This window comes from Pseudoxanthomonas broegbernensis (assembly GCF_014202435.1).
Lineage (GTDB): Bacteria > Pseudomonadota > Gammaproteobacteria > Xanthomonadales > Xanthomonadaceae > Pseudoxanthomonas > Pseudoxanthomonas broegbernensis.
This window is the reverse complement of the sequence record NZ_JACHGU010000003.1, coordinates 486,868-506,806: the sequence shown is the minus strand read 5'-3', so window position 1 is coordinate 506,806 and position 19,939 is coordinate 486,868. Positions and strand designations below refer to the sequence as shown.

General features: G+C 71.5%; 22 protein-coding genes, 1 tRNA gene and 1 pseudogene. 8 read left to right on the top strand and 16 right to left on the bottom strand.

All coding sequences use genetic code 11. The features are described 5' to 3' along the window. A partial coding sequence (locus HNR76_RS09210; RefSeq protein ID WP_183982200.1) for an MFS transporter occupies positions 1 to 786 on the top strand: 786 nt, incomplete at its 5' end. Between the two features lie 134 nt (positions 787 to 920). Here HNR76_RS09210 and HNR76_RS09205 read toward each other — a convergent pair. Then, positions 921 to 995 (bottom strand) — tRNA-Glu (locus tag HNR76_RS09205). A 126-nt stretch (positions 996 to 1,121) separates the two neighbouring features. Here HNR76_RS09205 and pcnB point away from each other — a divergent pair. The 6 genes and pseudogenes from pcnB to pgi form a co-directional block, all read left to right on the top strand. Beyond that, positions 1,122 to 2,423: pseudogene (pcnB, locus tag HNR76_RS09200) on the top strand (polynucleotide adenylyltransferase PcnB); the annotation flags it as partial. Continuing rightward, positions 2,420 to 2,929, top strand: a complete 510-nt coding sequence (folK, locus tag HNR76_RS09195; RefSeq protein WP_162312135.1) for a 2-amino-4-hydroxy-6-hydroxymethyldihydropteridine diphosphokinase — start codon at positions 2,420 to 2,422, stop codon at positions 2,927 to 2,929. The pseudogene pcnB and the gene folK, both read left to right, overlap by 4 nt. Before the next feature lie 84 nt (positions 2,930 to 3,013). Next, positions 3,014 to 3,829, top strand: coding sequence for a 3-methyl-2-oxobutanoate hydroxymethyltransferase (gene panB / locus HNR76_RS09190; protein WP_162312136.1), 816 nt, complete (start codon positions 3,014 to 3,016; stop codon positions 3,827 to 3,829). Positions 3,830 to 3,836: 7 nt separating this feature from the next. Continuing rightward, positions 3,837 to 4,679 carry a pantoate--beta-alanine ligase gene (gene panC / locus HNR76_RS09185; protein ID WP_162312137.1) on the top strand — a complete coding sequence of 281 codons (843 nt, stop codon included), beginning with the start codon at positions 3,837 to 3,839 and terminating at the stop codon, positions 4,677 to 4,679. A gap of 149 nt (positions 4,680 to 4,828) precedes the next feature. Continuing rightward, the gene (panD, locus tag HNR76_RS09180; protein ID WP_162312138.1) at positions 4,829 to 5,209 is read left to right on the top strand and encodes an aspartate 1-decarboxylase; all 381 of its coding nucleotides are present in this window, start codon (positions 4,829 to 4,831) and stop codon (positions 5,207 to 5,209) included. Next, positions 5,209 to 6,723 carry a glucose-6-phosphate isomerase gene (pgi, locus tag HNR76_RS09175; protein WP_162312139.1) on the top strand — a complete coding sequence of 505 codons (1,515 nt, stop codon included), beginning with the start codon at positions 5,209 to 5,211 and terminating at the stop codon, positions 6,721 to 6,723. The genes panD and pgi overlap by 1 nt, the downstream gene beginning before the upstream one ends. Positions 6,724 to 6,762: 39 nt before the next feature. Here pgi and HNR76_RS15600 read toward each other — a convergent pair whose 3' ends face one another. The 3 genes from HNR76_RS15600 to HNR76_RS09165 all read right to left on the bottom strand — a co-directional run bounded on the left by HNR76_RS15600 (position 6,763) and on the right by HNR76_RS09165 (position 7,614). Next, a complete protein-coding gene (locus HNR76_RS15600) occupies positions 6,763 to 6,885 on the bottom strand; it encodes a hypothetical protein (protein ID WP_281383378.1) in 123 nt (40 codons plus the stop codon). Between the two features lie 32 nt (positions 6,886 to 6,917). Further along, positions 6,918 to 7,253, bottom strand: coding sequence for a hypothetical protein (locus HNR76_RS15750; RefSeq protein WP_183982206.1), 336 nt, complete (start codon positions 7,251 to 7,253; stop codon positions 6,918 to 6,920). Between the two features lie 118 nt (positions 7,254 to 7,371). Then, positions 7,372 to 7,614: a helix-turn-helix domain-containing protein gene (locus HNR76_RS09165; protein ID WP_162312140.1), complete on the bottom strand. Its 243-nt coding sequence runs from the start codon at positions 7,612 to 7,614 to the stop codon at positions 7,372 to 7,374. Positions 7,615 to 7,760: 146 nt separating this feature from the next. Between HNR76_RS09165 and HNR76_RS09160 the strand changes: the two genes are divergently transcribed. Next, a complete protein-coding gene (locus HNR76_RS09160) occupies positions 7,761 to 8,513 on the top strand; it encodes a hypothetical protein (RefSeq protein ID WP_162312141.1) in 753 nt (250 codons plus the stop codon). A gap of 95 nt (positions 8,514 to 8,608) precedes the next feature. On the opposite strand, the gene HNR76_RS09155 is transcribed toward HNR76_RS09160, so the two are convergent. From HNR76_RS09155 to HNR76_RS09095, 12 genes are all read right to left on the bottom strand, one after another. Further along, positions 8,609 to 9,460, bottom strand: a complete 852-nt coding sequence (locus HNR76_RS09155; RefSeq protein ID WP_162312142.1) for a DNA ligase — start codon at positions 9,458 to 9,460, stop codon at positions 8,609 to 8,611. A gap of 107 nt (positions 9,461 to 9,567) precedes the next feature. Beyond that, the gene (gene mgtE, locus HNR76_RS09150) at positions 9,568 to 10,929 is read right to left on the bottom strand and encodes a magnesium transporter (protein WP_162312143.1); all 1,362 of its coding nucleotides are present in this window, start codon (positions 10,927 to 10,929) and stop codon (positions 9,568 to 9,570) included. Positions 10,930 to 11,155: 226 nt separating this feature from the next. Beyond that, entirely contained in the window at positions 11,156 to 13,204 is a 2,049-nt protein-coding gene (ptsP, locus tag HNR76_RS09145) for a phosphoenolpyruvate--protein phosphotransferase (protein WP_246429067.1), read from the bottom strand. Then, on the bottom strand, positions 13,197 to 13,589 hold the full coding sequence (locus HNR76_RS09135; RefSeq protein ID WP_162312145.1) for a PTS sugar transporter subunit IIA: 393 nt from the start codon (positions 13,587 to 13,589) through the stop codon (positions 13,197 to 13,199). Before HNR76_RS09135 ends, ptsP begins: the two co-directional genes overlap by 8 nt. A 122-nt stretch (positions 13,590 to 13,711) precedes the next feature. After that, positions 13,712 to 14,584, bottom strand: coding sequence for an RNase adapter RapZ (rapZ, locus tag HNR76_RS09130; protein WP_162312146.1), 873 nt, complete (start codon positions 14,582 to 14,584; stop codon positions 13,712 to 13,714). Then, a complete protein-coding gene (gene hprK / locus HNR76_RS09125; RefSeq protein WP_162312147.1) occupies positions 14,581 to 15,534 on the bottom strand; it encodes an HPr(Ser) kinase/phosphatase in 954 nt (317 codons plus the stop codon). The genes rapZ and hprK overlap by 4 nt, the downstream gene beginning before the upstream one ends. A gap of 82 nt (positions 15,535 to 15,616) precedes the next feature. Further along, positions 15,617 to 15,931, bottom strand: coding sequence for a ribosome hibernation-promoting factor, HPF/YfiA family (gene hpf / locus HNR76_RS09120; protein ID WP_162312148.1), 315 nt, complete (start codon positions 15,929 to 15,931; stop codon positions 15,617 to 15,619). A gap of 57 nt (positions 15,932 to 15,988) precedes the next feature. Further along, on the bottom strand, positions 15,989 to 17,419 hold the full coding sequence (locus HNR76_RS09115; protein WP_162312149.1) for an RNA polymerase factor sigma-54: 1,431 nt from the start codon (positions 17,417 to 17,419) through the stop codon (positions 15,989 to 15,991). 59 nt (positions 17,420 to 17,478) lie between these two features. Next, entirely contained in the window at positions 17,479 to 18,198 is a 720-nt protein-coding gene (lptB, locus tag HNR76_RS09110; protein WP_162312150.1) for an LPS export ABC transporter ATP-binding protein, read from the bottom strand. Next, entirely contained in the window at positions 18,198 to 18,743 is a 546-nt protein-coding gene (gene lptA / locus HNR76_RS09105) for a lipopolysaccharide transport periplasmic protein LptA (RefSeq protein WP_246429066.1), read from the bottom strand. Before lptA ends, lptB begins: the two co-directional genes overlap by 1 nt. Before the next feature lie 55 nt (positions 18,744 to 18,798). After that, on the bottom strand, positions 18,799 to 19,359 hold the full coding sequence (lptC, locus tag HNR76_RS09100) for an LPS export ABC transporter periplasmic protein LptC (RefSeq protein ID WP_162312152.1): 561 nt from the start codon (positions 19,357 to 19,359) through the stop codon (positions 18,799 to 18,801). Continuing rightward, positions 19,356 to 19,922, bottom strand: a complete 567-nt coding sequence (locus HNR76_RS09095; RefSeq protein ID WP_183982198.1) for a KdsC family phosphatase — start codon at positions 19,920 to 19,922, stop codon at positions 19,356 to 19,358. Before HNR76_RS09095 ends, lptC begins: the two co-directional genes overlap by 4 nt. Positions 19,923 to 19,939: the final 17 nt, after the last annotated feature.

Below are 19,939 nucleotides of genomic sequence, written 5' to 3'. Positions count from 1 at the left end.
CTGGTGGTCAAGCAGCGCAAGGCGCAGGCGCTGGCGGTGCTGGGCCGGCTGTACGGGGCGCAGGCCGCGCAGGACACGCTGGGGGAGATCGAGGCCTCGCTGTCGGCCGACCACCACCGGCCGCGGCTGTCGGACCTGGTGAGCAAGGCCACCGGCAAGATCCGTCCGATCGTGTGGGTGGGCATCGGCCTGGCCACGTTCCAGCAGTTGGTGGGCATCAACGTGGTGTTCTACTACGGGGCGGTGCTGTGGCAGGCGGTGGGGTTCTCGGAGGCCGACGCGCTGCTGATCAACGTGCTGACCGGTGCGCTGAGCATCGGCGCGTGCCTGGTGACGGTGGTGCTGATCGACAAGGTGGGGCGCAAGCCGCTGCTGTGGGTGGGCTCGGCGGGCATGGCGGTGAGCCTGGCGCTGGTGGTGTGGGCGTTCGCCAGCGGGTCGCTGGTGGACGGTCACCTGCAGTTGTCCGATGCGATGGGCACGCTGGCGCTGGTGGCGGCCAACGTGTACGTGGTCTTCTTCAACGTGTCGTGGGGCCCGGTGATGTGGGTGATGCTGGGGGAGATGTTCCCCAACCAGATCCGCGGCTCGGGGCTGGCGGTGGCCGGCGCGGCGCAGTGGACGTCCAACTTTGCGATCACCATGAGTTTCCCGATCCTGCTGGCGGGGATCGGGCTGGCCTCGACCTACGCCCTGTACCTGGTGGCGGCGGTGGTGTCGGTGTTCTTCGTCCTGCGCTTCGTGCGCGAGACCAAGGGCATCAAGCTCGAACAGATGGAGGGGTGACCCGGCGCCTCCCGGCCCCCTCGCGGGGCTGGGAGGACGGCCCGGACACGCAAAAGCCCCGCCATGGCGGGGCTTTTGCGTCGGGCAACAAAAAACCCCGCGAGCGGGGTCTTCGGTGCTTCGCCGCACCTGGGTGGCGCTCCCTAGGGGACTCGAACCCCTGTTTTAGCCTTGAGAGGGCCACGTCCTAACCACTAGACGAAGGGAGCGTTGCGGGTGTCGCCGGCGAAGGCGCGCTAGTATATTCACGCGCCAGCCGGTCGGCAATCGCCCGGCCCGTCCCCGTTCACGGAAGTACGCCCATCGACCCGCAAGCCCTCCCGCTCCTCGCTCCACGCGCCATCCCGCGCGACCAGCACACGATCTCCCGCCGGGACATCAGCCCCAACGCGCTGCGCGTGCTCTACCGCCTGCGCGAGGCCGGCTTCGGCGCGTACCTGGTCGGCGGCGCGGTCCGCGACCTGCTGCTGGAACTGCACCCGAAGGACTTCGACGTGGCCACCGACGCCACGCCCGAGCAGGTGCGGCAACTGTTCCGCAACTGCCGGCTGATCGGCCGCCGCTTCCGCCTGGCCCACGTGGTCTACGGGCGCGAGATCATCGAGGTGGCCACCTTCCGCGCCAACAGCGACGACGGCAGCGGCGACCGCGAGCTGGAGGACGGCCGCCTGGTGCGCGACAACGTCTACGGCAGCATCGAGGACGACGCGGTCCGCCGCGACTTCACCTGCAATGCCCTGTACTACGCCATCGAGGATTTCTCGGTGCGCGACTACGTGGGCGGCTTCGAGGACGTGCAGGCGCGGACCATGCGCCTGATCGGCGACCCGGAGACCCGCTACCGCGAGGACCCGGTGCGCATGCTGCGCGCGGTGCGGCTGGCGGCCAAGCTGGATTTTTCCATCGAGCCGGCCACCGCCGCGCCGATCCCGGTGCTGGCCCCGCTGCTGGGCGAGGCCGCGCCGGCGCGGCTGTTCGAGGAAATGCTCAAGATGTTCCTGGCCGGGCACGCGGTGCCCAGCTTCGAGGGCCTGGAGCGGCACGGCCTGCTGGCCACGCTGTTGCCCGATACGGCCGCGGCCCTGCGCTCCAACCGCAGCGGCGCGCTGCGGCGGATGCTGCTCCAGGGCCTGGCCCAGACCGATGCGCGGGTGGCGGCCGACGAGCCGGTCTCGCCCGCGTTCCTGTTCGCCTTGCTGCTGTGGCCGGCCTATTGCCGCACCCTGGCCGGGCTGCAGGCCCAGGGCATGCCGGTGGAGGAGGCGCAGCGCCGCGCCGTCGACCGGGTGACCTTGCACCAGGTGCAGACCATCGCGCTGCCCAAGCGTTTCTCGCTGCCGATGCAGGAGATATGGCTGCTGCAGTCGCGCTTCTCCAGCCGCCAGCGCAAGCGCGTGTTCCGGCTGCTGGCGCATCCGCGTTTCCGTGCCGCCTACGATTTCCTCGTGCTGCGCCTGGTCGCTTCGGATGCGCATGCCGCCGACGTGGAGTTCTGGACGCAGGCGCAGGCCAGTTCCGGCGATGCGCTGTCGGCCAGCCTGGAGGCGGCCAGCGCCGCCGGCACCGACGAGGATGCCGAACCCGCGGCCCGCCGCCGGCGCCGGCGCCGGCGCCTGCCCGCCGCCGCCGCGGAATGACGGCCCAGGCCAACGCCTGCATCGGCCTGGGGGCCAACCTGGGACATCCGGAGGCGGCCCTGCGCCGCGCCGTCGACGCGCTGGCCGCCTTGCCCGACACCCGCCTGCTGGCCGTGTCCCGCTTCTACCGGACCGCGGCCTGGGGCCGCACCGACCAGCCGGACTTCATCAACGCCGCCGCCCTGCTGCGGACCGGGCTGGCGCCCCAGGCCCTGCTGGCGCAATTGCTGGAGATCGAGCGCCAGGCCGGCCGCCAGCGCGACGGCGATGCCGCATCCACGCGCTGGGGACCACGGGTATTGGACCTGGACCTGCTGCTGTACGGCGGCCAGGTGGTCGACGAGCCGGGCCTGCGCGTGCCTCACCCCTGCCTGCACGAGCGCGCCTTCGCCCTGCTGCCGCTGGCCGAGATCGCGCCGGCAGAACCGTTTCCCGGGCATGGCAGCGTGGCCGACGCACTGCGTGGCGTCGATACCGAAGGCGTGCTGGCGCTGGACGATGCCTGATCGGGGACGCTGCATGCCGCCGGCCGCACCGGCCCGTGCGGGGTTTTGCGCGATAATGCCGCGCCCGCCCCACCGGAAGCCGAAATGAGCGTACATGCCGAGCAAAAGCCATGGACCGTGCCGGCCCTGGCGCAGGCCAAGCGCCAGGGGCGCCGGCTGGCGATGCTGACCGCCTACGACGCCGGTTTCGCCCGGGTCATGGACCGCAACGGCATCGACCTGGTGCTGGTGGGCGACTCGCTGGGCATGGTGGTGCAGGGCCACGGCTCGACCCTGCCGGTCACGGTGGCCGACATCGCCTACCACACCGCGGCCGTGGCCCGGGGGCTGGACCAGGCACTGCTGCTGGCCGACCTGCCGTTCCAGGCCGACGCCACTCCCGAGCGGGCGCTGGACGCCTCGGTGGCGCTGCTCCAGGCCGGCGCGCAGATGGTCAAGCTGGAGGGCGCCGGGCCGAAGCTCGACGTGATCCGGTTCCTGGCCGAGCGCGAGATCCCGGTGTGCTCGCACCTGGGCCTGACCCCGCAATCGGTGCTGCGGCTGGGCGGGTTCAAGGTGCAGGGGCGCGAGGAGAAGGCCGCCGCGCAGCTCCTGGACGACGCGCGCGCGGTGGCCGCGGCCGGCGCGTCGCTGCTGGTGCTCGAATGCGTGCCCACCGGCCTGGCGCGCAGCATCACCGCGGCCGTGGACATCCCCACCATCGGCATCGGCGCCGGCCCGCATTGCGACGGCCAGGTGCTGGTGCTGCACGACCTGCTCGGCCTGGACAGCGGCCACCGCCGGCCGCGCTTCGTCAAGGACTTCCTCGCGCAGGGCGGCTCGGTCGCCGGCGCGGTGCGCGCCTATGCCGGGGCGGTGCGCGACGGCAGTTTCCCCGACGCCGAACACGCCTACGCCTGAGCACCGAATGATCGAGACCATCACCGCCCTGGACGCCCTGCGCGAACGCCTGCGTGGCTGGAGACGCGAGGGCCTGAGGGTGGGCTTCGTGCCGACCATGGGCAACCTGCACGCCGGCCACTACTCGCTGGTGGCCCTGGCCCGGCAGCATGCCGACCGCGTGGTGTCCAGCGTGTTCGTCAATCCGACCCAGTTCGGGCCGAGCGAGGACTTCACCCGCTACCCGCGCACCCCCGACGCGGACACCTCCGGCCTGGAGGCCGCCGGCTGCGACGTGCTGTGGCTGCCCACGGTCGAGTCGATGTATCCGTTCGGCGTGGAACTGGCGGCCAACGTGCACGTGCCGGGCGTCAGCGGGGTGCTGGAGGGCGAGTGCCGCCCCGGCCACTTCGACGGCGTATGCACCGTGGTCACGCGCCTGTTCAACCAGGTGCAGCCGGACGTGGCCGCCTTCGGCAAGAAGGACTACCAGCAACTGGCGGTGATCCGGCAGATGGTGGCCGACCTGCATTTCCCGATCCGCATCCTGGGCGGGGCGATCGTGCGCGAGGACGACGGCCTGGCGATGAGTTCGCGCAACCAGTACCTGGGCGCCGACGAGCGCCCGCGCGCCAGCGCGATCCATCGCCTGCTGCACCACATGCGCCAGGCGCACGAGGCCGGCACGTCCCGTGCCGTGCTGGAGCGGCAGGCCACCGCACGGCTGGACGAGCAGGGTTTCACGGTCGACTACACCGCGCTGCGGCGCCCCGACCTGAGCCTGCCGGACGACGGCGAGCCGGGGCCGCGGGTGGCACTGGTCGCCGCGCGGCTGGGCAACACGCGGCTGATCGACAACCTGGAGTTTTGAACGCCCGGCGGCCTGGCCGCATCGGACCGCTGCCGGTCCGGGGCGCCGCCGCCGATGCCGGACGCGCGCAAGATGCACGCCGCGCCGGCGGTTTCCGGCGCAACGCCGCGCGCGTTGCTAACATCCACGACGCAAGAGTTGAACGCACGATGCACCTGACCCTGTTGAAAGCCAAGATCCACCGCGCCACCGTCACCCATTCGGAGCTGAACTACGAAGGCTCGGTGGCGATCGACGGGCTGCTGCTCGACGCCACCGGCATCCGCGAGTTCGAGCAGGTGCACGTGTGGGACGTCAACAACGGCAGCCGCTTCTCCACCTATGCCATCCGCGCCGAGGAGGGCAGCGGGATCATCTCGCTCAACGGTGGCGCCGCGCGCCACGTGCAGGTGGGCGACCTGGTGATCATCGCCGCCTTCGCCCAGCTCAACGCGGCCGAGGTGGAGGGCTTCCAGCCCAACCTGGTGTACGTGGACGCCGCCAACCGCATCACCCATACCAACCATTCCATCCCCAAGCAGGCCGCCTGATGACCGCATCCTCTCCCGGTTTCGAACTTCTCCAGTCCCATGCCCAGCGCCTGTCCGGCACCGGCATCGCGCAACTGCTGGAAGCCGAGCCGGGACGGGTGCGCGAGCAGGCGCTGCGGGTGGGGCCGCTGTACGCGACCTTCGCCCGCCAGCGCTACGACGCCCGGGCCTGGGATGCGTTGCTGGCGCTGGGGCGCGGGCGCGACCTGGCCGGCGCCTTCCGGCGCCTGTTCGATGGGCACAAGGTCAACGTCACCGAGGACCGTGCCGCGCTGCACACCGCGCTGCGCGGCGACCTGTCGCCGGCCGCCGCCGCGCGCGAGGCATTCCGCACCGCGGCCGAGGTGCGCCAGCGCATGCACGGGCTGATCCAGGCGCTGGAAGCCGGCGACGTCACCGACATCGTCAGCGTCGGCATCGGCGGCTCTGACCTGGGGCCGCGGCTGGTGGCCGACGCGCTGCGCGGGCCGCTGCCGGGCCGTTTCCGCGTGCACTTCATCTCCAACGTCGACGGCGCCGCCGCGCAGCGCACGCTGGCGCCGCTGGATCCCGAGCGTACCGCCGCCATCTTCATCTCCAAGACCTTCGGCACCCAGGAGACCCTGCTCAACGGCGCCATCGTGCGCGACTGGCTGGGCGGCAGCGAGCGCATCTACGCGGTCAGCGCCAACCCGGAGCGCGCGGCGGCGGCGTTCGACATCGCCGCCGAACGGGTGCTGCCGATGTGGGACTGGGTGGGCGGGCGCTACTCGCTGTGGTCGGCGGTGGGCTTCCCGATCGCGCTGGCGATCGGCTTTGAGCGCTTCGAGCAGTTACTGGAAGGCGCGGCGCAGTTCGACGCGCATGCGCTGGAAGCGCCGCTGGAATCCAACCTGGCGGTGCGCCACGGCCTGACCGCGGTCTGGAACCGCAACGCCCTGGGCCTGGCCTCGCACGCGGTGATGACCTACGACCAGCGCCTTTCGCTGCTGCCGGCCTACCTGCAGCAACTGGTGATGGAGTCGCTGGGCAAGCGGGTGAGGCTGGACGGCAGCGCGGTGGCCGCCGACACCGTGCCGGTGTGGTGGGGCGGGGCGGGCACCGACGTGCAGCACAGTTTCTTCCAGGCCCTGCACCAGGGCACCGGCATCGTGCCGGCCGACTTCATCGGCACCGTGCGCAACGACGATCCGTACGCGCAGAACCACGAGGCGCTGCTGTCCAACCTGCTGGCCCAGACCGAGGCGCTGGCCAACGGCCAGCCCAGCGACGACCCGCACCGCGCCTATCCGGGCGGCCGCCCGAGCACCACGATCCTGCTCGATGCGCTGACCCCGCAGTCGCTGGGCGCGCTGCTGGCCATGTACGAGCACAGCGTCTACGTGCAGTCGGTGGTGTGGGGCATCAACGCCTTCGACCAGTTCGGCGTGGAGCTGGGCAAGCAGGTGGCCAGCACCCTGCTGCCGGCGCTGCGCGGGGAGTCGCAGGCGGCCGACGCGGTGACCGCGGAGCTGATCGCGCGCCTGCGCGGCTGAGGCCGGCCCTAGAGGGAGCGGGCCCGGGCGGTGCGGCGGTCAGCCGGTTCCGCGGCGGTCGAGGTATTCCTGCAGCAGCGCCAACTGCGCCTGCGCCTCTGGATGGCCGTCGGCAGCCGCGGCGCGGACCTGTTCCAGATCCGGGTGGCGCACCACCAGCACGATGTCCTCGCAGCGCGGGCACAGGTACTCGCTCAGGTCCTCGTGCGGCTGCAGGGCCGCCTCGCGGCTACCAATGCCGGGAAGCGGCCGGCCTGTCGGCGCAGCCAGGGGCCAAGGCCGACCGAGGTCTGGGCATGGCCGTCGCGGCCGCGTTCGCCCGAGCCGTGCAGGAACAGCACCACCGGCAGTGGCCTGGCGTCGGCGTCGGCCGGGACGAACACGGCGTAGTGGAACCGTGCGCCCTCGAAGTGCAGTTCGCACTCGACGAAGCGGCCGCCATCGGGCCGCTCGGACCGGGGCTGGCAGGCGCCCATCAGGGCCGGCAGGAGCAGCAGGGTGAACAAGGACCGGACGGAGTGCAGGCGCATCGTGGGGGTTCCAGGCGAGGCTACAGGGGAGGGTACGCAGCGGAGCGCGACCATACGCCGCTTCGGACCGGAGCGGGGCAAGGCGTCCGTGCTGCGCGGCCGCGTTCGGCGCCGCGCCTCAGTCCTCCGGGGGCTTCAGCAATTCGAGCACGTCGACCTCCAGTGCCGTCGCCAGCCGGTTCAGGCCGTCGATGCTGATGTTGGTCACGCAGCGCTCCAGTTGCGAGACGTAGGTGCGGTGGAAGTCGGCGCGTTCGGCCAGTTGCTCCTGGCTGAGCCCGTGGGCCTTGCGCAAGGCTTTGATGTTCCTGGAAATCCGCTGCCTGGCATCGTCCGGCGGCTGGCTGTCGGTGGTGACCATGCCGACCAGAGTCAGTGACTACCGCTTGACGATCTACAGCGTATTTAATCTAATTTTTTAAATCTCATCCGGCTTGGCCCGTTCTGGGTGGAGCCGGCACCGTGGCGGGGGAAGGCCGCCACCCAATCGAAAGAAGGAAACTCTCGATGATGATCGACTCCAAGGCCGGCTGCCTGGCCGTGCTTGCGACGCTGGCCATGGCGGTTCCGGCCCATGCGCAGAACTCCCCCTGGTGGGACGGGCACAAGGACGAAGCCGCCGTGCCCGGAACCGCGCAGTCGCAGGCCGCCGCCGCGCCCGGTCGTGCCGCACCGGCCGCCGCGGGCCCGGGCTACACCTATGTCGAAGCCGGCGCGGCGCGGCTGGACGTGGACATGTACGGCCTCGACGAGAGCGGCAACGGCGGTTACGCGCGCGGTTCGGTGGCCCTGCCGGACACCGACGGCTTGTACCTGTTCGGCGGCTACGACCGGGTCTCGCAAAGCTGGAACGCCGGCGACGAACGCCTGAAGGTGGCCATCGACCAAGCCGAACTCGGCTTCGGTGCGCGCCTTTCGCTGTCCTCGCGCACCGACTTCTTCAGTGAACTGTCGCTGCTGCGGCTGGGGGCGCGAGTGGACTACGAGGACCGCGCCTACCCACAGGAGGGCATCCGTGGCAGCGACCACCTGCAGGCCGGCAAGCTCATGCTGGGCATCCGCGGCAGGCCCTCGCCGCACGCCGAGCTATGGGCCAAGGCCGGCTACGTGCGGGTGGACGACAACCTGTTGATCGAAAGCTCGGCCGTCGGCAACGTCGGCGTCCAGTTCAAGATCACCCCAACCTGGGGCCTGGTGGGCGAGGCCGAGTTCTACGACGACCTGCGCTTCTACCGGCTGGGCGTGCGCGCCAGCTTCTGAGGCGGTGGCGGGCCGGCGTCGCACCGATGGGTGCAACGCCGCACGTCACCGAATCCCGCCTGTGCCGGGAACGGCGCAGGCAACGCGCCCGGCGCTCAGCGCACCGGATCGGGTGGCGGCGGTTCGTCGCGCACCCGTACGAAGCGGGCGAAGCGCGGCAGGCCGGTGGAGGTGAAGCCGTTGTAGCGGTACGTCACCCAGCTTCCCGGCGCAGGCGGCGCGATACGCTGGGCATCGGTGAAGCCGCTGCCGATGCGGAAGCTACGCCCCTCCGGCGTGCGTACCTGCAGGGCTCCCATCAGGCCCTGGTACTTCCCCTTGCCGGGCCGATGCGCGACCACCTGCGCTTCGGCGTCCTGGTGAGGCTTGTACTTGAGCAGCGCATCGCTGCGCCCGGCACGGTACAGGGCATCGTGCCGGTGGAGCATCAGGCCCTCGCCCCCCGCCGCGACCACCCGGGCCAGCTCGGCATCCAGTTCGGCGGCGGTGCCGAAACGCCGCTGGGGGATCATCGCCAGTGCCGGGTTGCCGGCGGCCGCCACCAGCCCGTGCATGCGTGCGACCCGGTCGGCGAACGGGCCCGGGTGCGCGGGCAGGTCGAACACCATGAAGCGCATCTCGCGCCAGGCCCGCGGGTCGGCCTCGACGCGGCGGACGGTGGCGCTGGCCTCGTCGAACCGGCCGCGCCCGATCCACAGTTCGCCATCCATCGGCTCGGCCGGCCAGCCGCGCGTGAACGCGGCCGGAGGACGGATCCGCGCGCCGCCGCGGGTCCACAACATCCGGCCGTCCCAGCGGCCGCGCACGCCGTCGAGCTTCTCGCTGACCAGGAACGCCGATACCGGCACACCGTCGCGGTAGGAGGTGGCCAGCATCGGTTCGGGCGGCGGTGCCGACAACACCGGGCAGGCCGGAAGGCACAGCAGGAGAAACAGCAAGGCGCGCATGGCGGCGCTCGGGAATGGGCATGGCCGCAGCTTCGCGTCCGCTGCCGGGCGCCGCCATCGGCGTACGCCGCCGCCGTGCGTAGGAAAAGCCCCGCCGCGATGCGGTTTCAGCGCAGCAGGAGCAGGGTGGCCAGCCCGAGGAAGGTGAAGAAGCCCATGGAATCGGTGATGGCCGTGAGGAAGATGCCGCTGGCCAGCGCCGGGTCGAAGCCCATCCGCTTCAGGGTCAGCGGGATCAGCACGCCGGCGGAAGCGGCCAGCAGCAGGTTGCAGGTCAGGGCGACGAAGATCACCACCGACAGGCCGATGTTGTGGAACCAGGCCAGCACGATCAGGCCCAGCACCGTACCCATCAGCACCCCGTTCAACAGGGCCACGCGCAATTCCTTCCACAGCAGGGTGCGCACGTTGGATGCGCCCACCTGGCCCAGCGCCAGCCCGCGCACCATCAGCGCCAGCACCTGGGTGCCGGCGTTCCCGCCCAGCCCGGCCACCATCGGCATCAGCACCGCCAGCGCCACCAGCTTGTCGATGGTGCCCTCGAACTGGCCGACCACGTTGGCGGCCACGAAGGCGGTGCACAGGTTGACGAACAGCCACACCAGCCGCCGCCGCATGGCGCGCCAGACAGGGCTGAACAGGTCCTCGTCCTCGTCCAGGCCGGCCGCGCCCAGGGCCTGGTGCTCGGCCTGCTCGCGGATGATGTCGACCACGTCGTCGATGGTGATGCGGCCCAGCAGGATGTTGTTGTCGTCCACCACCGGGGCGCTGATCCAGTCGTGGTCGGAGAACATGCGCGCCACTTCCTGGTCGGACTCGCCCACGTCGATCGCCGGCTGGCGGTCGTCGACCAGGCGGTTGATCGGGGTGGAGTCCTCGTGGGTGACCAGCGCGGCCAGCGCCACCCGGCCCAGGTACTGGTGGCGCCGGCTGACCACGTACAGGTGGTCGGTGTGTTCGGGCAGCTCGCCGCGCAGGCGCAGGTAGCGCAGCACGACGTCGACGTTGACGTCGGCTCGCACGGTGACCACGTCCGGGTTCATCAGGCGGCCGGCGGTGTCCTCCGGGTAGGACAGCACCTGCTCCAGGCGCTCGCGGTTCTCGCGGTCCATCGACTTGAGGACCTCGTCGATGACCGTGTCCGGCAGGTCCTCGACCAGGTCGGCCAGGTCGTCGATGTCCAGGTCCTCGACCGCGGCGACGATCTCGTCGGTGTCCATGTCGGCCAGCAGGCTCTCGCGCACCTCCTCGCCGACGTGGACCAGGACCTCGCCGTCGTCCTCGGGGTCGACCAGGCCCCACACCACCTGGCGCTTGCCTGGCGGCAGCGATTCGAGGAGGTTGCCGATCTCGGCCGGGGACAGGGTGTTGACCAGCCTCCGCACCGGGCCCAGCCGGCCGCTGCCCAGTGCATCGGACAGCATGCGCAGTTGGCGCGCGGTTTTGTCGTGGCGGACGGCTTCGGCCATGCGCGTCTCCGGTTTGTCGGGGCAGGGGCCGCGACGTGACGCGCGGCGGGTCAGGCGTTCATGGCCGCCATTATCCCCGTCGCGCCCGGCATTTGATAGGGCAAAAACCGGCGACGGACGATTCGCGCGCGGGTCCGACGGTAGCGCGGTCGCCCGGCAAGGTCCGTGGCCAGGGTGTCGGATGCGCTTCCGTCGCGGTCGCCGTGCGTGCGCGACGGAAGCGGCGTCACGCCGGGACGGCGGCCTGCAGCCAGCGTTCGATGGCGGCGCGGTCGCGTGCCTGCAGCAGCTTGTCGGCGCGCGCCTGCAAGGCGGACAGGTCGCAATCGCGGATCGCGCGGCGCAGTTCCAGCAGGTTGGCCGGGTGCAGGCTGAACTCGCGCAGGCCCAGCGCCAGCAGCAACGGCGCCAGCATCGGGTCGCCGGCCATCTCGCCGCATACCGCCACCGGCGTGCCGTGCCGCGCGCCGGCGCCGATCACGTGGGCCAACAGGCGCAGCACGCCCGGATGCAGCGGTGAGTACAGCCCGCCCAGGGCATCGTTGTTGCGGTCCACCGCCAGCAGGTACTGGACCAGGTCGTTGGTGCCCACCGACAGGAAGTCCACCGCGTCGAGCAGGCCGTGCACGCCGATGGCGGCGGCCGGCACCTCGATCATCGCGCCCATCGGCGGAGGCTCCACCGCCACGCCGCGCCGGCGCACGGCGGCCACCGCGCGGCGCAGGCGCCGGCGCACGATCAGCAGTTCCTCGCGGCAACTGACCATCGGCACCAGCACGCGCAGCGGTCCATAGGCGGCCGCGCGTGCGATCGCGCGCAACTGGGTGTCGAACACCTCGTCGTACAGCAGCGACAGGCGCACGCCGCGCACGCCCAGCGCCGGATTGTCCTCGTTGGCCAGGGCCAGCCCGGCGCGGTCGGCCTTGTCCGCGCCCAGGTCCAGGGTGCGGAAGGTGACCGGGCGCCCGCCCATGGCCAGCACCGCGTCGCGGTAGGCGAGGAATTGTTCCTCCTCGTCCGGCAGTTCCTCGCGCTGCAGGAACAGGAACTCGGTGCGGTACAGGCCCACGCCGGCCGCGCCGACCGCATGGGCGCGGGCCATGTCCTCGCGCGACTCGGCGTTGGCGTACAGCACGATGTCGGTGCCGTCGAGGGTGCGGGTGGGCTTGCTGCGCAGCCGCTCCAGGCCGCGCCGTTCGCGGGCTTCCTGCTGGCGGCGGGCGCGGTAGTCGCGCAGGTCGGCCGCGTCCGGGTCGAGCACGATCCGGCCACTCTCGCCGTCGACCATGAGCACGTCGCCGTCGTTGATCCGGTCCAGTGCCTCGGTGGCGCCGACCACCAGCGGCAGGTAGAGGCTGCGCGCCAGGATCGCGCTGTGCGAGAGCGGGCTGCCGGCCGCCGAGACGACCGCCACCACGCCCTGCGCCTGCAACTGGATCAGTTCCGACGGGGCCACGTTGTCGCAGACCAGGACCTCGCCGGCGGTGCTGCGCGGGGCCGGTTCGCGACGATAAAGGTGGGCGTGGATGCGACCGATGATGTGGTCCAGGTCGTCGAGCCTGGCCTTCAGGTAGGGGTCGTCCATGCGCTCGAACACCGCCGCCAGGCGGTCGCGCTGCACGCGCAGGGCGTAGCCGGCGGAGTAGCGTTCCTGGCGGATCAGCCCGTCCAGGGCCTGGATCAGTTCCGGGTCGTCCAGCAGCAGGGCGTGCAGGTCGACGAATTCCACCGCCTCGTCCGACAGCGCGCCCTGCAGCTTCTCGCGCAGCGCGCGCATCTCCTCGCGCGCCGCGTCCAGGGCGTGCTGCAGGCGCTGCGCCTCGGCCCCGACCTGCGCGGCGGGAACGTGGCGCTCGCCCACTTCCAGGGCGCGCGACAGGCGCACGCGTGCCCGGCCCAGGGCCAGGCCGCGCGAGGCGCCGTGGTCGGCGAAGACCTGCCTCATCGCATGCCTTGCGGACACCGGTGTCCGCAAGGCATGCGGGAGCCGGCCGGCCCGGACGGGCTCATGCGTCCTCGTCGAAGCGGCGTTCGAACAGCGCCGCCAGCGTATCCATCGCCGTGGCCTCGTCCTCGCCATCGGCGCGGACCGTGCCGGCGTGCCCTGGCCGGCGGCCAGCAGCATCACGCCCATGATGCTCTTGGCGTTGACCTCACGGCCCTTCGCCTGCAGGGTGACCGTGCAGCGGAACGGCGCCAGCGCCTGCACCAGCTTGGCGGTGGCCCGGGCATGCAGGCCCAGGCGGTTGGAGACGGTGAGTTCTCGTTCAAGCATCGTCGATGATCGCTCCGTTGCGCGTGCCCGCCGCGGCGGTGGCGGGCAGTTCGTCCAGTCCCTGTTCCGGGTAGTTCAGCACCCGCAGCAGCATCGGCAGGCTCAGCGCCGAGACCCTGCGCACCGGCGTGCCCAGCCGGGCCAGGCGCTGGGCCAGGTTGCTCGGACTGGCGCCATAGAGGTCGGTCAGCACCAGCACGCCTTCGCCGCCATCGACCCGGCGCAAGGCCGCCGAAGCCTGGGGAAGCAACTGCTCCAGGTCGGCGTCGAACGGCACGTCGAAGGCTTCCACCCGCAGCGGCAGGTTGCGCAGCAGGGCGGTCGCCACCGCCAGCAGCGCACTGCCGACGCCGGGATGGGTGATGAGGAGAATGCCACAGGCCATGGTGAGAAGTTAACAGAGCGCTATGACCGCCGTCAGTGGGTGTCGGCCACTTTGTTGCCGGCGGCCGCGGATGTCCCGGGACGGGCTCGCCGGGCGGTACCCGCTTCCCCGCGAGGGGCGGGTCAGTCCTGCTCGCGGTGGTAGGTGGCCACCTCGTCCCAGCCCTGTTCGCGGGCGTGGGCCGCCAGCCGTTCGGCCAGGTAGACCGAGCGGTGCTTGCCGCCGGTGCAACCGAAGGCCACGGTGACGTAGGCGCGGGTGTCGGTGCGCAGCTTCGGCAGCCAGGTGTCGAGGAAGGCGGCGACCTGGCCGGCGTAGGCCTCCACCTCCGGCTGCGCGTCCAGGTAGTCGCGGACCCGGGCGTCGCGCCCGGTCAGCGGACGCAGTTCCGGGTCCCAGTGCGGGTTGGGCAGTACCCGCGCATCGAACACGAAGTCGGCCTCCTCGGGCACGCCGCGGCGGTAGGCGAAGGACTCGAACAGCAGCGACAGCCCCGGGCTGTGCTCCAGGGCGAAGCCGGTGATGACCTGGCGCCGCAACTGGTGCACGTTGAGTTCGCTGGTGTCGATCACCGCGTCGGCCTCCTCGCGCAGCGGCCGGGTGACCTGGCGCTCGCGGGCGATGGCCTGCGGCAGCGACAGGCCCAGGCGGCTGAGCGGGTGCCGGCGGCGGGTGTCGGCGTAGCGCCGCAGCAGGATCTGGTCGTCGGCCTCGAAGAACAGCAGGCGCGCGTCCGCGCCCAGGGTGGAGGCCAGCGCGCGCCACTCGGCCAGCCGGCTCAGGTCGCTGTGCCGGCTGCGCACGTCGATGCCCACCGCGATGCGCTCGGGCAGGCCGTCGTCGCGGATCAGGCTGCGCACGAAGGCCGGCAGCAGTTCCACCGGCAGGTTGTCGACGCAGTAGTAGTCCAGGTCCTCGAAGGTCTTCAGCGCCACCGACTTGCCCGACCCGGACAGGCCGCTGACGATCACCAGGGTTGGCTTGGACGCGTTCATGCCCCGCGCCGCTCGAGCAGGTTGTTGTGCCGGGCGATGAAGATGGCCGCCGGGTCGATGCCCTTGGTGCGCAGGATGTGCAGGCGGGTGGCGGCCTCGGTCAGCACCGCCAGGTTGCGGCCGGGCATCACCGGCAGGGTGATCAGCGGCACGTCCAGGTCGAGCACGTGGCGGGTGCCCGAGTCGCCGGTCAGGCGCTCGTAGCCGTGCGGGTTGGGCTCGGTCATCGGCCGGGTCAGGTGCACGATCAGGCGCAGGTACTTGTTCTTCTTCACCGCGGTGTCGCCGAACATCTCGCGCACGTTCAGCACGCCCAGGCCGCGCACTTCCAGCAGGTCCTGCAGCAGTTCCGGGCAGGTGCCGTCGAGCACGTCCGGGGCGATCTGGGTGAACTCAGGGGCATCGTCGGCGACCAGGCGGTGGCCGCGGCTGAGCAGTTCCAGGGCCAGTTCGCTCTTGCCCGATCCCGCCTCGCCGGTGATCAGCACGCCGATGGAGTAGATCTCCATGAACACCCCGTGCAGGGTGACGCGCGGGGCGAGGGTGCGGGCCAGGTGGTAGGAGAGGTGGTTGAGCAGCTCATGGCCGCGCTTGGGCGAGATCCACAGCGGGGTGTCCGACTCCTCGGCCGCCGCGCGCAGGTCCTCGGGGCAGGACTGGTTCTTGCTGATCACCAGCGCCAGCGGGCGGAACTGGACGATCTTCTCGATCGTCTCCCAGCGCTGGCGCGAGTCCAGCGAGTCCAGCCAGGTCAGCTCCTCGCTGCCCAGGATCTGCACCTTGTTGGGATAGACCGCATTGAGGTAGCCGGCCAGCGAGGGGCGGCGGGCGTTGGTCTGGCCGGACTCGATCTCGCGGTGCTCGCCCTTCTGCCCGGCCAGCCAGCGCAGGCACAGCCTTTCCTGCTGCTGGTCGAACAGCTCGCGGGCGGTGATGCTGGCGTTTCTCATGCGACCCGGTCTCGGCGGCGGAGTCGCACGATTGTCGCCCAAACCGGCGGCGCATGGGCGCCGCCGGCCACGGCGCCCGGTTCTAGAGGGTGTCGGGCACCACCCGGGCGGTGTACTGCTGCTGCTTTTCCTTGTGCTTGACGACCAGGCGGTCGAGCTTGTCGGCCAGCAGGTCGATGGCCGCGTACATGTTCTCGCCGTCGGCGTCGGCATGCAGGGTCTTGCCGGGGACGATCAGGTCGGCCGCGGCGTGGTGGGCGGGCTTGCGCAGCCCCAACTGCACGCGCACCTCGATGGGCTGGTCGAAATGGCGGTCGAGGCGTTGCAGCTTGCTCTGCACGTACTCGTTCAGGGCCGGGGTGACCTCGAGCTGCTGGCCGTACGTTTCGATGCGCATCGTGAACCTCCTGGGTCTGCCGCGTGGGCGGCCCCGTGCGATGCGGATGCCGCGTTCTCAGCCAATGCGGACCCGATCGTGCGAAGCCGGAATGTTCATGGCTTCACGATACTTCGCCACCGTGCGCCGCGCCACCGGTATGCCGTCTTCCTTGAGCACGTCGGCCAGCTTGGCGTCAGACAAGGGCTTGCGCGGGTTCTCGTCATCGATGAGACGGCGGATCATGGCCTGGATGGCGGTGCTGGAAGCCTCGCCGCCGCCCTCGGTGTCGATGCCCGAGGCGAAGAAGGCCTTCAGCGGCAGGGTGCCGCGCGGGGTGCGCACGTACTTGCGGGCGATGGCGCGCGAGACGGTGGATTCGTGCACGCCGACCTCGCCGGCGATCTCGCGCAGGGTCAGCGGCCGCAGCGCCTGTTCGCCGAACTCCAGGAACGCTGCCTGCTGCCGCAGCAGGCAGCGCATCACCTTGAGCAGGGTGTCGCCGCGGGCCTCCAGGCTCTTGAGCAGCCAGCGCGCCTCCTGCAACTGGGTGCGCAGGTAGCCGGCATCGCCCTCGCCGCAGCGGCGGATCATCTGCTCGTAGCCGCGATGGATGGACACCCGCGGCAGCGCCTGCCGCGACAGCGCCACCTTCCACATCCCGCGCTGGCGCCAGATCACGCAGTCGGGCACCACGTAGCTGTCGTGGTCCAGTCCGGCCAGTTGCTTGCCCGGGCGCGGGTCCAGCGAGCGCACCAGGTGCACGGCCTGCTCGACCTCGGCCGGCGCGCAGCGCAGCTCGTGGGCGATGCCGTCGATGCCGCTGCGCGGCAGCCGTTCCAGCGGGCCGTCGACGATGCGCCGCGCCAGTTCGAGGCTGGGGGTGTCGCCGGCCAGCGCATCCAGTTGCAGGCGCAGGCATTCGGCCAGGCTGCGCGCGGCCACGCCGACCGGATCGAAGCGCTGCACCTGGTGCAGCACGGCCAGGATCTCGTCCTCGCCGGCATGCACTTCCGGCAGCAGGGCCTGGGCGATGGCCGCCAGTGGCTCGCGCAGGTAGCCGTCCTCGTCCAGCGAGTCGATCAGCGCCGCGCCGATGTGGCGGTCGCGCCCGGACAGGTGGGACAGGTGCAGTTGCCAGAGCAGGTGGCTGGACAGGTCTTCCGGCTCGCTCATGCGCTCGGCGGCGCCGTCGCCGTCCTCGTCGTCGAAGCCGCCGCCGGCCCAGGCCGGCTCGTCGCTGGACCAGTCGCCGTCGTCGGCGGCGTCGCCCGGCGCCGAGGACGCGTCCGCGTCCGTATCGGAAGGCGATTGCGCGTCGCCCGGGTCGCCGGCGACCGGCTCGTGCTGGGCCTCGTCGGTCCACTCCAGCAGCGGGTTGGTCTCGATGGCTTCGGCGACCTCGGCCTGCAGTTCGAGCGAGGACATCTGCAGCAGGCGGATGGCCTGGCGCAACTGCGGCGTCATGACCAGGTGCTGTCCCAGCGATGTCTGCAGCCGTGCCTTCATGTCCCTGCCAGGTGTGGGGCGGCGGGGCTGCCGGCCGGGGGCGGTTCCTGGGCGGGTGCCTACAGGCGGAAAGTGTCCCCGAGGTAGACCCGGCGCACGTCCGGGTCGGCCAGCAGCGCGTCCGGCGCCCCCTGCGCCAGTACGCTTCCTTCGGCGAGGATATACGCCCGGTCGCAGATTCCCAAGGTCTCGCGCACGTTGTGGTCGGTGATCAGCACGCCGATGCCGCGGTTCTTGAGGTGGGTGACGATGCGCTGGATCTCGCCCACGGAAATGGGATCGACGCCGGCGAAGGGCTCGTCCAGCAGCATCAGCCGCGGGCGCGCGGCCAGGGCACGGGCGATCTCGCAGCGGCGGCGTTCGCCGCCGGACAGGCTGGCGCCGAGCTGGTCGGCGACGTGGCCGATCTGCAGTTCGTCCAGCAGCGACGACAATTCGCGCTCGATGCCTTCGCGGTCCAGGTCGTCGCGCAGCTCCAGCACCAGGCGCAGGTTGTCGGCCACGCTCAGCTTGCGGAACACCGACGGCTCCTGCGGCAGGTAGCCCACGCCCAGGCGCGCGCGCGCGTGCATCGGCTCGGCGGTGATGTCGCGGCCGTCCAGGACGATGCGCCCGGCGTCGGCGGCGACCAGGCCGACGATCATGTAGAAGCAGGTGGTCTTGCCGGCGCCGTTGGGGCCGAGCAGGCCCACCACCTCGCCGGCGTCCAGGCTCAGGCCGAAGTCGCGCACGACCTCGCGCTGCCGGTAGCGCTTGCGCAGGCCCTGTGCGACCAGCATCAGCCGCCGCTCCCGGGCGCGTCCGGCGTGGCGGCCGGCTGCCGCGGCTGGATCACGGTGCGCACCCGGCTGCCGTCGCCGCCGCTGCGCATCTGCCCGCTGGCCATGTCGTAGACCATGCGCTGGCCGCTGTTGCTGCCGCGCGGCGAATCGACCTGGTAGTTGCCGGTCAGGGTCAGGGTTTCCTTCTTCGGCTCGTAGACGATGCGGTCGGCGCGCGCGTTCATGGTGGTGCCGTCGTCCATCTCCTGCTTCATGCTGGCCTGCTTGCCGGTCAGGATGACCTGCTCGGTCTCGCCGCTGCGCTGCAGGATCTCGGCGCGCTCGGCGCGGATGTCCAGGGTGCCCTGGACGATCACCACGCCGCCGGTGAACACGCAGCGCGAATTGGCGTCGGCAAGCTGGCTGCAGTCGGAGTTGTCCGAGTCCAGGGTCATCGGCTGGTTGCGGTCGGAGGACTTGGCCTGGGCCGGCGGCGCCGGTGCGAGCGCGCCGAGCAGCAGCACGCCCAGCGCGAGCGCGCCCGGCAGGAGCGCATTCGGCAAGGCAGCGCCCGGTAGGCCGGCGGCGCGCTTGGTGCACGCGCGACGGGGCCGGGGACTAGCGGCGCACGGAAGGTTCATAGCGGGTCCTGACCTGCGAAAGAAGTCGGTACTGGCGGGTCTTGAGGTTGGCTTCCAGCCCCGTGCCGGTCTGCATGATACCGGGCCGGGTCAGGGTGACCGGCGCGCCGGTGCGGACCAGGTCCTGGTCCGGCAGCAGTTCCAGGCGGGTGGTGCGGAAGGTGGTGGGCGGGCCTTCGGCCGGGTCGCTGTGGCCGGACACGTCGCCTTCCAGCCGGGCCAGGTCGCCGTCGGGGCTCACCCAGCCGCGGTCGGCGCGCACCCTCCACGGTCCCTGCGCCGCGGGGATCAGGAACACCGGCGCGTCGATGTCCAGGCTCTCGTCGTCGCGGCTGCGCTGCAGTTGCGGCGCCCGCAGCCGCAGCGACTCGGCGCCGTCCTTGCCCAGTGCCACCAGCTCGAAGTCGCGCAGCACGTAGTCGGAGCGCTGGGCCTGCGCCGCGGCCGGCGCGCTGCGGTCGCGCATGCGCCAGGCCGACCAGCCGCTGACGATGGCGGCCACCAGCAGCGCCAGGCCGAGGCCGGTGCGCCAGCTCATGCACGCCGTCCGTCGCGCGAGCCATGGCCGGCGAGGATGGCCGGCACGTGGCCCTGCGCGGCCAGCAGCACGTCGCAGACCTCGCGCACCGCGCCTTCGCCGGCGCGCGCGCGGGTGCGCCAGTGCACGATCTCGGCGATCCACGGGTGCGCGTTGGCCGGCGCCACCGCCAGGCCGGCCTCGCGCAGGCAGTCCAGGTCCGGCAGGTCGTCGCCGACGAAGCAGGTGCGTTCGCGCGACAGGCCGTGGCGTTCGATCAGATCGTCCATGCAGGCGAGCTTGTCGAGCACGCCGATGTGAGTCTCCAGGCCCAGGTCGGCGCCGCGCTTCTGCGCCACCAGGCTGGGACGGGCGGTGATCAGCGCCACGTGGAATCCGAACCGCAGCAACTGGGTCAGGCCCTGGCCGTCGAGCACGCTGAAGGACTTCAGTTCGTTGCCGGCGCTGTCGAAGTACAGGCGGCCGTCGGTAAGGGTCCCGTCCACGTCCAGGCAGACCAGGCCGATGCGGCCGGCGCGCTTGTGGATGTCGGGGGTGACGCTGGCGAGGGGATCGTAGGGCACGAAGGGCTCTTGGGGCA